At 36.6% G+C, this 14,619-nt stretch carries 14 protein-coding genes; 12 read left to right on the top strand and 2 right to left on the bottom strand.

The features are described 5' to 3' along the window. Positions 1-38 precede the first annotated feature (38 nt). The 10 genes from O3598_RS02330 to O3598_RS02285 all read left to right on the top strand — a co-directional run bounded on the left by O3598_RS02330 (position 39) and on the right by O3598_RS02285 (position 11,896). On the top strand, positions 39-1,310 hold the full coding sequence (locus tag O3598_RS02330) for an O-antigen ligase family protein (protein WP_005376844.1): 1,272 nt from the start codon (positions 39-41) through the stop codon (positions 1,308-1,310). Then, positions 1,264-2,196, top strand: coding sequence for an ATP-grasp fold amidoligase family protein (locus tag O3598_RS02325; protein WP_287500458.1), 933 nt, complete (start codon positions 1,264-1,266; stop codon positions 2,194-2,196). Before O3598_RS02330 ends, O3598_RS02325 begins: the two co-directional genes overlap by 47 nt. Before the next feature lie 179 nt (positions 2,197-2,375). Next, positions 2,376-3,827, top strand: a complete 1,452-nt coding sequence (locus tag O3598_RS02320) for a lipopolysaccharide biosynthesis protein (RefSeq protein ID WP_371451615.1) — start codon at positions 2,376-2,378, stop codon at positions 3,825-3,827. 15 nt (positions 3,828-3,842) lie between these two features. After that, entirely contained in the window at positions 3,843-4,937 is a 1,095-nt protein-coding gene (locus O3598_RS02315; RefSeq protein ID WP_288157786.1) for an NAD-dependent epimerase/dehydratase family protein, read from the top strand. Further along, complete coding sequence (locus tag O3598_RS02310; RefSeq protein ID WP_005384223.1) at positions 4,938-6,104, top strand: nucleotide sugar dehydrogenase; 1,167 nt, start codon at positions 4,938-4,940, stop codon at positions 6,102-6,104. A gap of 15 nt (positions 6,105-6,119) precedes the next feature. After that, complete coding sequence (locus O3598_RS02305) at positions 6,120-6,566, top strand: VanZ family protein (protein ID WP_118353338.1); 447 nt, start codon at positions 6,120-6,122, stop codon at positions 6,564-6,566. A gap of 246 nt (positions 6,567-6,812) precedes the next feature. Next, positions 6,813-7,628 (top strand): CpsB/CapC family capsule biosynthesis tyrosine phosphatase, encoded by an 816-nt coding sequence (locus O3598_RS02300; protein WP_371451611.1) that lies wholly within the window; start codon positions 6,813-6,815, stop codon positions 7,626-7,628. A 248-nt stretch (positions 7,629-7,876) separates the two neighbouring features. Then, positions 7,877-10,027: an anaerobic ribonucleoside-triphosphate reductase gene (gene nrdD, locus O3598_RS02295; protein WP_009660855.1), complete on the top strand. Its 2,151-nt coding sequence runs from the start codon at positions 7,877-7,879 to the stop codon at positions 10,025-10,027. A 128-nt stretch (positions 10,028-10,155) separates the two neighbouring features. After that, positions 10,156-10,653, top strand: a complete 498-nt coding sequence (nrdG, locus tag O3598_RS02290) for an anaerobic ribonucleoside-triphosphate reductase activating protein (protein ID WP_060807106.1) — start codon at positions 10,156-10,158, stop codon at positions 10,651-10,653. Positions 10,654-10,663: 10 nt separating this feature from the next. After that, positions 10,664-11,896, top strand: a complete 1,233-nt coding sequence (locus tag O3598_RS02285) for a chloride channel protein (RefSeq protein WP_371451609.1) — start codon at positions 10,664-10,666, stop codon at positions 11,894-11,896. Positions 11,897-12,031: 135 nt separating this feature from the next. Here O3598_RS02285 and O3598_RS02280 read toward each other — a convergent pair whose 3' ends face one another. Both O3598_RS02280 and O3598_RS02275 read right to left on the bottom strand, forming a co-directional pair. Next, the gene (locus tag O3598_RS02280) at positions 12,032-12,580 is read right to left on the bottom strand and encodes a gamma carbonic anhydrase family protein (protein WP_005376783.1); all 549 of its coding nucleotides are present in this window, start codon (positions 12,578-12,580) and stop codon (positions 12,032-12,034) included. Positions 12,581-12,591: 11 nt separating this feature from the next. Continuing rightward, entirely contained in the window at positions 12,592-13,545 is a 954-nt protein-coding gene (locus O3598_RS02275) for a nitronate monooxygenase (protein WP_005380851.1), read from the bottom strand. Positions 13,546-13,848: 303 nt separating this feature from the next. Between O3598_RS02275 and O3598_RS02270 the strand changes: the two genes are divergently transcribed. After that, on the top strand, positions 13,849-13,983 hold the full coding sequence (locus O3598_RS02270) for a rubredoxin (protein ID WP_004693422.1): 135 nt from the start codon (positions 13,849-13,851) through the stop codon (positions 13,981-13,983). Positions 13,984-14,084: 101 nt separating this feature from the next. Further along, positions 14,085-14,600 (top strand): YceD family protein, encoded by a 516-nt coding sequence (locus O3598_RS02265; protein WP_005376813.1) that lies wholly within the window; start codon positions 14,085-14,087, stop codon positions 14,598-14,600. Positions 14,601-14,619: the final 19 nt, after the last annotated feature.

Raw genomic sequence — 14,619 nt, 5'->3', positions numbered from 1 at the left:
TGTTGTGATGTACATATATTGAGAGAAGAGGGACAGTATTGAAGTTAAATATTACGACCATATCTAATCGTCTTATATGGTTTATAACATTAGTATTTCTTGTACTTTCATTGACCATATCGTTCGCCCTCGGCGATGCAGATTACGGTGCCTATGTGCTATTCGTATGCTTGTTTGGATTAATACTATGTTATCTCGTACGAGACCAGGGGCGAATTACAGTGTCATTTACATGGATGCATATGTATATGCTACTATTCATAGGCGTTTGCTATCTTAGTTCTCTAAATGCTCTTGATCCATCTGTAGCCATGAGTAGAAGCTTTGATATTGTAAAAATATTTTGTATGCTCATTGTTTTGTATATGTGCTTTCAGCGAGAAAAATCAGTTGATTCCTTATTGAAAATCGGCATGTGGACAGGATATATTGTCTGTTTCTATACGGTGTATTACTATGGGCTCGATTATTTTATCAATGTTCTTTCATCATCGGCTCGTATAGCAAATGACGCATTAAATGCAAATACAGTAGGACTATTAGGTGCCAATGCTATTGTAATGACCGTGTATTATATGATGTACGATAAACCGCGATGGTGGAACATCATAGCATTACCAACATTAGGTATATTGGCGGCTACAGGTAGTCGGAAAGCATTGGTATTTGTCGTTATAGGTATCGTTTTATTATTCGTATTCAAAAGCTTTCGTAGTAAAAATATTGTTAATTCCTTAGCTAAATTAGTAGCTTATTTGAGCATACTAATTATTGCTTTTATAGGTATATTACAGCTACCTATTTTTAGTGAAGTATTAGAACGTATGAGTTCCATGGTAGATGCTTTCACAGGCACTGGTGGGGATTCTTCTGCTATTGTTCGCATGGCCTTAGTCGATATTGGTTGGGATTTATTTCATCAGTCTCCAATTATAGGCGTTGGGATTAATAATCCTGCGGTATATACATACTCTATTTTCGGTCGAGAAAATTACTACCTTCACAATAATTACATTGAATTACTGGCGGGTACTGGTGTTATAGGTGTGGTCACATACTACTCCATGTATGCCTATCTCGTTTATAACATGATACGATATCATGATTTTCACAGCAATGAATATGTCATGGTATTTATACTTCTTATGTCTCAATTAGTTATGGATATGGGTTTGGTTTCCTATGAAAGTAAAAGTACTTACTTTTATATGATGTTATTTTTTATAGAAGTTCAGATTTTACGGGCTAAAAGGAAGAAATTACATGAACATACAAACAATCTTGACCAAGGGAAAGCGGTTCATCTCTGATCCTTATTACCGTTTACGGGTGATGATAAAAATGGGTGCTTATGATTCCTTAAGTGATGAAGCGTTTCTACGAAGGATATTTCCTCAATATATGGGATATCCATTAAATTTAGATAATCCACAGACCTTTAGTGAAAAGATGCAGTGGATGAAATTATATGATCGTAAATCCATATATACTACTATGGTTGATAAGTATGAGGCTAAAAAGTATTTAGCTGATAGGATTGACTCAAAGTACATCATTCCTACTTTAGGTGTATGGGATTCTTTTGATGAAATTGATTTTGATGCATTACCGAATCAGTTTGTACTAAAATGCACTCATGACAGTGGTGGTATTGTAATTTGTAAAGATAAGTCTAAGTTTGATAAAGAAGGAGCACGTCAAATTATTAATAAATCTTTACAGCGTGATTTTTATCTTATAGCTCGTGAATGGCCCTATAAAAATGTACGTCGCCGTATTTTAGCAGAAGAGTATATAGATGAGTTAGGAAATGCAGATTTATTAGACTATAAGATGTATTCCTTTCACGGAGAACCAAAGCTAACTGTAGTTTGTTCTGAACGATTTTCTAAAGGTGGAACACGTATGAACTATTATGATGAGGATTGGAATTATATTAATCTTTCCGTTCTTCATTATGAGCCCTCTAACAAAACATTTGAAAAACCGCCACACTATGAAGAAATGAGATCATTATGCCAACAATTATCTAAGGATTTTCCGTTTTTACGGGTTGATTTTTATGACGTGAATGATCATCTTTATATTGGAGAATTAACATTGTATCCTGGCGCAGGATTTATAAAGATGGAACCAATGGAGTTTGATTACGAAATGGGAGAGTGGTTACATCTTGAAGGTATACATCGGAGCTGATTTTGTTCCTACAGATAACGATACACCAATTGATAAATTTGGGCATAATTTAAAATCACCTACAAAAACGATTAATGGGTTTACAGCAATACAGAATTATTTGTCATGTGAAGCGCATCATGAGTTATTTTTACAAGGCTTAAAGAATATAAATCGTAATTAAATGGATTTGGATATCAATGGATACTAAAGTTGTAGCTGCTGCTAAGTGGTCACTTATAACGGAGATCTTAGCAAAGCTTATTACACCAATTACAAATATCATATTGGCGCATATTTTGGCCCCTACAGCATTTGGTATTTTAGCCACTATAATGATGGTTATTTCATTTGCGGAAATGTTAGCAGATGCGGGATTCCAGAAATTTCTTGTTCAATACGAATTTGAAAGTGAAGAGGCTAAACAGAAAAGTGTTAGTGTTGCATTTATTTCAAATATAGTACTAGCTATTGTATTATGGATTGCTATCATTGTCTGCCGTGATGAGTTAGCATCATTGGTTGGCAATGAAGGATTAGGTATTCCTTTAGCTGTGATGGGGGCTATGTTACCATTGAGTGCATTTAGTAGCATTCAAATGGCAATGTATAGAAGAAATTTTAACTTCAAATTTCTCTTAAGCATACGAATGATTACTATCATTACTCCTTTGTTCGTATCTATACCAATGGCATTAGCAGGTTTTGATTATTGGTCTTTGATTGCTGGGCTTTTAGTGGCACAACTATTTACAGCTATTGCATTATGTGTGAGACAAGAAAAATTGATATCCATCTATTTTTCGTATCCTATATTTCGTAATATGTTCAGTTTTAGTGCATGGTCCTTGGCGGAGGCATTCTCTATATGGCTTACGGCATGGGTAGATACCTTCATTATTAGTCATTTTTTGAACGCATATTATCTTGGCGTTTATAAGATGCCAACAGCTATAGTTACAACTGTTATGGCTGTTGCTACATCTTCGATGGCTCCTGTTTTATTCTCTGCTTTATCACGACATCAACATAATAAAGAGGAGTTTGAAAAAACATTTTTAACATTTCAACGATATATGGCTTTATTTTTGGTTCCATTAGGTGTTGGTATGTTTGTATATCAAGATTTTATTGTACAAATTTTATTGGGACCTCAGTGGAAGTTAGCCGGAATAGTGCTAGGATCATGGGCATTAAGCTCATCTCTCGTGACCGCTATTTCATATTTAATATCTGAAGCGTTTCGTGCTAAGGGAATGCCCAATATTTCATTCCTTGCACAGATGTTACATCTCATCGTATTAATTCCGGTTATATACATATGTGTTCAATATGATTTCACTACATTTGTCTATGCTCGTTCTATAGTACGGATTCAAATGATTGGTGTACTTTTATATCTCTTAGCTGTGTATGTGAAGATGGATGCGTGGCGTGTAATTTTTAATATTAAAGCCTATATCATTACCTCCGCCATTATAGGTATTGGTTCCTATGCTTTGTTGCATTTATATAATAGTATGATTTGGACGATTTTCTGTATATGTGTCAGTCTTATTTCGTATCTTGTTGTGTTGTATTTATTTCCAACGGAGAGGGTTGTACTTGCTAAAATATGGGATAGCGCCTTAGCACGACTAAGACGTTCCTAAAGGAAAGGACAGACTATGCTTTTACAAAATGTATCATTACATAACAAGGTAATTCTCATTACTGGGGCTGCAGGATTTGTAGGTGCCAATCTTGTTATGTCGCTTTTTAATAATATTGAAAATAGCCTCATCATAGGTGTTGACTCTGTTAATGATTATTATGATGTGAGTTTAAAGGAGTATAGACTTCAACAGATTGTTTCCTCCGTAAAACATGATAATCAATGGATATTCAAAAAAGGGAATATAGCGGATAAAGAGTTTTTACAATCTATTTTTGATGGATATAAACCGGATGTAGTTGTGAACTTAGCAGCACAGGCAGGTGTACGCTATTCTATTACGAACCCAGACGCATATATAGAATCAAATATTATTGGCTTTTACAATATATTAGAATGTTGCCGTCATTCGTATGATAATGGGGCAAAAGGTGTTGAACATCTTGTATATGCATCATCCTCTTCCGTTTATGGTTCTAATAAAAAGATTCCTTATTCTACAGATGATCAAGTAGATAATCCTGTGTCCTTATATGCAGCTACAAAGAAATCTAATGAATTATTAGCCTATTCCTATGCTAAGTTGTATAACATCCCATGTACAGGCCTTCGGTTCTTTACTGTGTATGGACCAGCAGGGCGTCCTGATATGGCATACTTTGGATTTACTAACACATTGCGCAAAGGCGAAGTGATTAAAATCTTTAACTATGGTAATTGTAAGCGTGACTTTACTTATATAGATGATATTGTTGAAGGCGTTTATAAGGTTATGCAAGTAGCTCCTGAACGAAGAAATGGGGCTGATGGATTACCAGTACCACCATATGCAATTTATAATATCGGTAATAATAGTCCTGAAAATCTATTGGACTTTGTGACGATTTTAGGGGAAGAGTTAATAGACGCTGGTGTGTTACCAGCAGATTTTAACATGGAACGCCATAAGGAACTCGTACCGATGCAACCTGGAGATGTGCCGATTACATATGCTGATACATCTGCTTTAGAAACAGATTTTGGGTTTAAACCGAGTACAACACTTCGAGAAGGTTTAAGACGTTTTGCAATATGGTATAAAGATTTTTATATGAAGGATGGTAAATAAATGAAAATAGCAATAGCTGGTACGGGATATGTTGGCCTTTCAAATGGCGTATTATTAGCACAACATAATGAAGTGGTTGCACTGGATATCATTCCTGAAAAGGTAGATATGATTAACCGTAAAGAATCACCTATTGTTGATTCAGAGTTGGCCGACTATTTAAAGAATAAGTCGCTGAATTTTCGTGCTACATTAGATCCTAACGAAGCTTTCACAGGTGCTGAATATGTTATAATTTCTACACCTACCAATTATGATCCACAAAAGAATTTTTTTGATACATCATCCGTAGAATCTGTTATTAAAACAGTTTTAGATATTAATCCTGATGCGGTTATGATTGTTAAATCTACAGTCCCTGTAGGTTATACAGAACAGATGCGAGAACGGTTTAATACGAAGAATATAATTTTCTCTCCTGAGTTTTTACGTGAAGGTAAAGCGTTATATGATAATTTATATCCATCTCGTATTGTAGTTGGTGAAGATTCGGAACGAGCGCATACGTTTGCTCACTTATTAGCAGAAGGTGCTCTTAAAGATGATATACCTTTATGTTTCACTGGTTCTACAGAGGCAGAGGCTATAAAATTGTTTGCTAATACCTATTTAGCATTGCGTGTAGCTTACTTTAATGAACTAGATTCCTATGCAGAGGTGCGTGGATTAAATACGAGTGAGATTATTCATGGCGTATGTTTAGATCCTCGTATTGGGGATTTCTATAATAATCCTTCCTTTGGATATGGCGGGTACTGTTTGCCAAAGGATACAAAACAACTATTGGCAAATTACAATGATGTGCCACAAAACCTCATATCTGCCATTGTTGATGCAAATCGTACAAGAAAAGATCACATTGCAGATGCTATCATTGGTAAGGATCCTAAGATTGTTGGTATTTATCGATTAACAATGAAAACAAATTCCGATAATTTTAGGGCTTCTGCGGTACAGGGGATCATGAAGCGTATTAAGGCAAAGGGGATTGCTGTTGTTGTGTATGAACCAACACTAGATGCTGATGATTTTTTCCACTCACCAGTCATTAGAAATTTTGATGATTTTAAACGTGTTAGTGATGTGATTGTAGCCAATCGTTGGGATGATTCCTTGGCCGATGTAAAGGATAAAGTTTATACTAGAGATATTTTTGACCGAGATTAGTGGCGGTGATAGTAGATGTTAAAGAAACATTGGATAAGCTTTACTTTAGTTGTTCTCGTTATCCTTTTTATCTGGGATAATTCGCTACAAAATGATATTTCCTCAGATGGTTTGAGTCTTAAGATGACACAATGGTTGAGTCCGATTCTGTATAAGCTGGGTCTCACCGGTGACATGTGGTCCTTAAATCGCATTGTCCGCAAGATGGCGCATGTGTTCGAGTTTGCTGTACTTGGTGGATGTTTGTATGTAGCATTGCATCAATTTAATCGTGAATATGCAGGACTTAAAGTGATTTTTATAGGATTAGTTATTGCCGTTATGGATGAATGCTTGCAACTTGCAAGTATTGGTAGACATGCATCGATTCGCGATGTAGCAATCGATACAGCCGGCGTCATCATTGGTGTTGCTGTCGTACAAGTTATACTGTCTATTTATCGAAGAATACGGCATAGTTAATAGATGGATTTTAATTAAATATACAAGGCTTCTATGAGTTATTTATAGGAGCCTTGTTTTTTTGTGAAAACAAAATGAAATTATTAAATAATCTTTAATTTTAAGCAATCAAATATTATCAAAAGTTTAGGTATAGGTACTTTTCAAGACATAGATTCATTGGTATAATATGAATACAAAATGAATTTGAGTAATTAAAGAGATTATATTTAAGAGATTTATATCGAGGTAAGGGGCGATATAAAGATGAGAATGGGGAAGAAGATGAAACGCATTTTAGATTTACATACATATATTTTGCCAGCTATGACAGATAGAAAGGGACCTCAATCCATGGCTGAATCTGTGCAAATGGTTAAAGATTTAGTCCGTTCTGGTATTACAGATATTTTTTGTACACCTAAGGTTAATGAGCTAAATGTACAGACCGTTGTTGAGTCAGTAGTGGAGCAGGTAGAAAATTTAACACAAGTAGTATCTGAACAAGCGATACCGGTTACATTACATAGTGGTGCCGTTGTTGAGTTAGGTGATGGTATGATTGACTATATACGCAATCATAAAGAATCACTTGTATTGGGTAATAGTCATTTTATGTTAGTTACTATTCCACAAGATTGTAAGTTATACCATGTAGATGCGTGGTTACAGACTTTATGTGACTTAGGTATCACGCCTATCATAAGTGAAGTGGAACGTAATGACCTTTTCTTTAATAAACCTGAACAACTATTGGAATGGGTTGATAAGGGCATTTTATTTGAATGTAATATTATGTCTTTTACACATCATTCTGAGCATTATACGAAAGCTATTGAATTATATACGAATGGTCTAATACACTTCTTTGGTACTGGTTATGATGTGATGAACAATCAATATGGTAGCTATGTAGATGTAATTTCTAAACTAGATGTTGAATATAAGAAAGATTTACTTAGTGACGTCCGATTAAATGAACGCGATTTATTAGCGGATAGAGTATTTTATCCTACGGTACCGGATCATTGGGCAGGAAAACGACCTAATTTCTGGACTCGACTTCTATCAATCGCTTTATAAAAAAAAGAGTTTTTTTGTTATGCCGTTTAAGTATAGCAAAAAGACTCTTTTTTACATGATGTTGTATTTTTTATTGCAATAAAACACTATATATAGTATACTATGAAAGCGGTTAGAAATACGAAATAATCTATTGAATTTTGTATTTTTCGTAGTAAATAATATAGATTGAGTATGGTTTTTTCCATACTTTTTTATATGTAATGACATTAATTAATTCGGAGTATGGGAAACGGGGAGGTTCCGAGATGTTGCAGGTCATTAAACGGGATGGTACAAAGGTACCTTTCGATAAACATAAAATTGCAGTAGCTATTGAAAAGGCAGAACATAGTAGTACGGGGTTATATGAATCTGGCTTAGCTGAACGCATTGCTGACGAAATTGAAGCATATGCTATAAAACTTCAAAAGGATATGACAATCTATGCTATAGAAGATCAAGTATACTATAAGTTGATTGAGTATCATAATCCTGCAACAGCTCGTGCTTATGAAGGTTATAAAGCGGTACAAGCTTTCAAACGTCGCCAAAACACGACTGACGAAGATGTCATCGGTTTGTTGGATCGTAGTAATGTTAGTGTTCTTGATGAAAATTCTAATAAAGATGCTGCCATTGTATCTACACAACGCGATTTAATTGCTGGTGAAGTGTCTAAGGATATTGCGCGTCGTAAGTTGATTCCTACAGATATACTAGAAGCACATGATAGCGGTGCTATCCATTTCCACGATATGGACTATATCATCCAACCGATGTTTAACTGTTGCTTAATCAACTTAGAAGATATGTTGACAAATGGTACAGTTATTAACGGTAAGCGCATTGACACGCCAAAATCATTCCAAGTAGCATGTACTGTAACAACTCAAATAATTGCACAAGTTGCATCTGGCCAATATGGTGGTCAAAGTATTAATGGTATTGACCGTATTTTGGCACCATTCGTACGTAAATCTTATGAAAAAATCCTCAATAATGTAATTGAAGAACAAGTTGAGATTTACGGCATGGAACCAAATATGGAAAAGGCTCGTGAAATTGCTTGGAAACGCACGCGTAAAGAGGTAAAGGACGGCATTCAAACCATTCAATACCAAATCAATACATTGATGACTACAAATGGCCAATCCCCATTTGTTACATTGTTTATGTATTTCCAACCGGATTATGAATACGCTAAGGAAGCGGCATTAATTACGGAAGAAATTTTACGTCAACGTATTAAGGGTGTAAAAAATGAAGCCGATGTATACATTACACCAGCATTCCCTAAATTGATTTATGTATTAGACGAACACAATGTTCATCCGGATAGCCCATATTATTATTTAACAGAATTAGCTGCTCAATGTACGGCTAAACGCATGTATCCTGATTATATTTCTGCAAAGAAGATGAAGGAAAATTACGAAGGCAATGTATTCAGCCCTATGGGATGTCGTTCCTTCTTATCTCCTTGGAAGGATGCAGAAGGCAATTATAAATTTGATGGCCGTTTCAACATGGGCGTAGTAAGTTTGAATTTGCCACAAATTGGTATTTTAGCACGCGGTAGTGAAGAAAAGTATTTTGAAATCTTGGATAAACGCCTTGAGTTAGCTGAAAAAGCATTGATGTTACGTTACAATCTATTGAAAGATGTAGTAAGTGATGTATCCCCAATTCACTGGCAACATGGTGCTATTGCGCGACTTAAAAAAGGTGAAAAAATCGCTCCATTTTTGACTGGTGGCTATGCGACGATTTCCCTTGGTTATATCGGCATTTATGAAGCATGTCGCTTGATTACTGGCGAATCTAATACAGGTGAACATGGTCGTGTTTTTGCCATGAAAATTATGGATCGTTTGAACCAAGCTATTAATGAATGGCGTGAAAAACATAATCTAGGCTTTGGCCTTTATGGTACGCCTGCTGAAAGCTTAACAAATCGCTTCTCTTCTTTGGACCGAGCACGCTTTGGTATTATAGAAGATGTAACGGACAAAGGTTATTATACGAATAGTTATCATGTAAGCGTTCGTGAAGAAATTAACGTATTTGATAAATTTGCCTTTGAATCTGAATTCCAAAAGAAATCGACTGGCGGTTGTATTTCCTATGCGGAAATTCCGAATATGACCAATAATATTCCTGCAGTATTGACGATGATTAAATATATTTACGACAATATTTCCTATGCAGAGTTCAATACAAAATCTGACTATTGTCATGAATGCGGATTTGATGGTGAAATCAAGGTTAATGATGACAATCAATGGGAATGCCCTCGTTGTCATAATACAAACCGTGATAAATTAACAGTTATCCGCCGTACGTGTGGATACCTTGGTGAAAACTTCTGGAACGAAGGTCGTACAAAAGAAATTAAAGATCGTGTAATGCATATTTAATTTTATTAATCGTAAACATGTTAAAAGCTGTGCCATCGGCACAGCTTTTACTATATACATAATAAATTGAAATATATCTATATGTTTGATTTGGTCAAAGTTGATCACAGGCAAATATGGGGGTTATTATGAGATATGGACAGATCCGACAATATGATATCGCCAATGGGGAAGGTATACGCACATCTATATTTGTAACTGGTTGTACCCATTGCTGTTATAATTGTTTTAATGAAGAATATCAAGATTTTAATGCTGGTCAAGAATGGACTGATAAAGAAACACAGCTGGTTGTGTCTTATGTAAAAGATCCTAATTGTGCTGGCCTTACCTTGTTAGGCGGTGAACCATTTCAAAATGTAGATGGTATGCTAGCTATAGTGAAAGCGGTGCGTGAAGCAGCGCCTGAGAAACCTATCTGGGCTTACTCTGGCTATGTATGGGATGATATTATATCTGATCCATCTCGCCGTAGCTTAGTGGAACAAATCGATATTCTTGTTGATGGTCGATTTGTAGATGAGTTAAAAGATCCATCACTTCGGTTTAGAGGCTCCTCTAATCAGCGTATTATTGATGTACAATCTTCCTTGAAACAAGGTGAAGTCATACTAGCTATGGAGTAAAATAAAGATTATGTTAGATAAACGATTGTTAGGATTGATTATAATCGTCGGATTAGTGGCAGGATTAATCGGTTCCTTTTATACTCATTTAATGCACTATATTCAACATTTTATGTATGCCTATTCGACATCCGATGGCTTGACGTTTGGTCAAGCTGTGGCACGTGTATCGCCTGAACATCGATTGTTAGCCTTACTGGCCTGTGGTCTTGTTGGCGGTGTAGGTTGGGTTCTTATCCATCGTTATGGAGATCCACTGGTAGATATAAAAAAAGCTGTCCAGGATTCTACAAAAGAAATGCCTCCGTTGACCACATTTATTCATGCTACATTGCAAATTATCACGGTCGGCATGGGTTCTCCACTTGGTCGAGAAGTAGCACCTCGTGAAGCTAGTGCTGGTATCATGTCTGGATTATTGCGCTATGTTGATATGCGCCCTGAGGACAAGTCGCTTATTATTGCTTGTGCTGCTGGTGCAGGCTTAGCTGCCGTATATAATTCTCCTTTATCAGCTGCTATTTTTACGCTAGAGACATTACTTATCACATGGAATGTTCGAGCCATGAGTGCAGCCCTTTTATCGTGTGGACTAGCTACATTGGTCGTTCGTCAGGCAGGGATAGGAGATCTTGTTCAGTATACGATGCCACAACCACCCTTATATGGTAGCTATCAAGAATTTGCTATCGTCCTTGGCGCTGTCATTGCTATTGGCGTTGTTTTGTTTGATAAAACACAATCCTTATTACCTAAGTTTGATAGAAAAAGCCCTAAAATGATTGTCATAGCTCTTTTATCATTTGCTGTTATTGGGGTGATGGCCATGTATTTTCCAGAGATCCTCGGTAATGGTAAAGCTGGTAATCAGTTGACCTTTACAGATTTAGTAGGATGGGATTATGCATTAGGTCTATTAGCTACTAAATGGATTGCCGTGTTACTTGCCTTAATGGCTGGTGCTTATGGTGGTCGAATTACGCCATCCATGATGCTAGGTAGTACATTGGCATTAGCCTTTGCAGCCTTGTGGAGTATTATGGTCAGCCCTGTACACCTTGGCTTTGCTGCATTTATAGGGGCCGTAATTTTCTTGGGATTAGCACAAAATATGCCGCTTACATCCTGTGTGTTCATGTTAGAACTTTCACGATTTTCCGTGGAAATGTGCTTCCCAATGGCGCTAGCCATGGGCTCCGCATTGATAACTCAGCAGATTGTAAAAGCAAGATTCCAATTATAAAACAAAACTGTATACTATATCGGACGATATTCTGATGATAAAGAAATAGCGACTAATTGATACCATGTGATCAACTAGTCGCTATTTTACGTGTGAAGGCTCTATTTATAGAAAACCTTATTTTTTACATTGTAGTTATACAATTTTGGCACTTTTGTCGTATTCTTCGCCACCACAATCTGGTAGCATACCATATTCTACAGTCCAAAGGTGTTTATATTTTAATGCTTGATTGTGGATTCTTTCAACTTGGGATTCATCAGTACGTACGATGCGTGCAGGAATACCAACGACTAAAGAATAGGGAGGAATTGTAGTGTTTTCTTTTACCACTGCACCGGCTGCAATGATAGAGCCAGTACCGATATGACAACCACTTAGTACGATAGCCCCCATGCCAACGAGTACATTATCCTCGATGGTAGACGCATGAACAATAGCGCCATGACCTATGGTTACATAGTCGCCAAGTATACAAGCCTCATCATCATCGACGTGAAGCACAGAGTTATCTTGTACGTTGGAATAACGACCTACTACAATTTTATTAACATCGCCACGAAGTGCACAGTTTTGCCAGATGGAGGCAAATTCTTTCAACTCTACATCGCCGGCTAGTTCAGCACCAGGCATAACACAAGATTTTGGATCTAATTTTGGATACTTTCCATGATAAGGTAACATAGGACCTCCTATTAAATTACTTCGATAAAGCGTTGTGCTTTACGGATTGCCATAATAGCTTCATTAATAACAGAGTGTACAATAGTTTGAGCTGGTTCAATTTCATTAAGTCTATTAAGCGCTTGGCCTACTTGTACAGCACCATTGACAACGTCGCCATCGATAGCAGCTAATTTATTTGTACCTTGGGACATTTTGCTGCGTTCTTCTTTTGTTGTAACGCCATCAGTTTCTGCTGCAATATAACGGTCAGTAAAATCACTGCGCAAGCTACGTACACCACCGTGACCGGAGAGAAGACCTGTTACAACGGAGTCAGTATCTGTGGCTTTGATAATTGCTTCTTTCATATTTTGATGAGCTTTACATTCTTCGGCAAGTAAGAAACGGGAGCCCATTTGTACACCTTCAGCACCCATCAATAAAGCTGCTGCCAAACCACGACCATCAACGATGGAACCAGCCACAACAACAGGAATAGTGATTTCTGGTAGAATGTTTTCCATCAAAGACATTGTCGTTTGAGAACCGATGTGACCACCAGCCTCCATACCTTCTACGACGATAGCATCGGCACCAGCATCTTGAATGCGTTTTGCTAATTTCAAGGAAGGTACAACAGGAATGACCTTGATACCCGCTTCTTGGAATGGCTTAATATATGGGGTAGGGTTGCCAGCGCCAAGTGTTACAAATGCAGGTTTTTCTGCGATGATAACATCTACTAATTCATCTTTATTTGGGGCCATAAGCATTAAATTTACACCAAAAGGTTTATCTGTTAGTTCTTTGCATGCGCGAATCTCATTGCGAGTCCATTCTGCATCGCGACCGCCTAAGGCGATAACACCTGTAGCGCCAGCGTTAGCTACAGCTGCAACTAATGTAGCCTCAGAAACCCATGCCATAGCACCTTGGATGATAGGGTATTCGATATTTAGTAATTCAGTCAGTTTTGTTCTCATGAATCCTCCTATAATATAGTTATATATAAGATAATAAAATCTACTTATGTGGCGAATATTTAGTATACCACTATATATTTCTAGTAAATAGTATATCATAAAAATCTAATTGATAATAGATTTCATTATAAAATTACGTATGAAAGTAATAATAGTCAGCTTTCAGAGGATATTGAAAATTTAGTAGAAAAATGGAAAATGAGTATTGAAAAGTTTCGATGTCTTTGCTATACTATATTACAGATAAAGTATCTTAACGATATGAACACATTAATATAATCTCAAGTGAAGGAGGAAATAGACATGGAAAAATACGTATGCGTAGTATGCGGTTGGGTTTATGACGAAGCTGTAGAAGGCGTTAAATTCGAAGATCAACCAGCTGATTATGTTTGCCCTATCTGTGGCGTTGGCAAAGATCAATTCGAAAAAATGTAATTGATACATTAGAAAGGCTATCTTAAGCAATATTGAGATAGCCTTTTTTATTTGACAAAGCACACTGTCATGTTTATAATATTATAAGTCGAGGTAAGATTATGAAACTGCAAGTAGAGCAAGCAAAAGAACATATAGGAAAGAAATTTCCTTATAGCTATACGATGCCGAGTGAAGAACTTGGTAGTGACGTAGTTGCTTTTCCTTGGAGCCGTCATGATATAACTATTAGTGGTGAGTTTTGGTTTGATGGTCAAAACTACATCGTTCAAGGTTCGATTAATTCTAAAGGTGATTACGAATGTTCTCGTTGTTTAACGACTACGGAACATGAGCGTAACGATTCCTTCGAGGAAATCTTTAGTGATTCTCGAGATGCCGATGAAGATGTGATTCCTTTTAACGGAGAGGAAATTGACTTAACCGAACTGATTCGGGATACATTAATCATCAATGAGCCCTCTCAAGTGTTATGTCAGGATGATTGCAAAGGATTGTGCGTTCATTGCGGAGCAAATTTGAATGTTTCACCTTGTTCTTGTGAATCCTTTGTGGTGGATCCTCGATTCGCAGAGTTACGTGCTTTGCTTGATGAGAAAGATGATAGACTATCCTAATGATTGTACTAAGGAGGTG

Origin of the sequence: Veillonella atypica (genome assembly GCF_041431435.1) — a bacterium.
Lineage (GTDB): Bacteria > Bacillota > Negativicutes > Veillonellales > Veillonellaceae > Veillonella > Veillonella atypica.
Note: the sequence above shows the minus strand (reverse complement) of the source record. Positions and strands in the feature narration are given on the sequence as shown.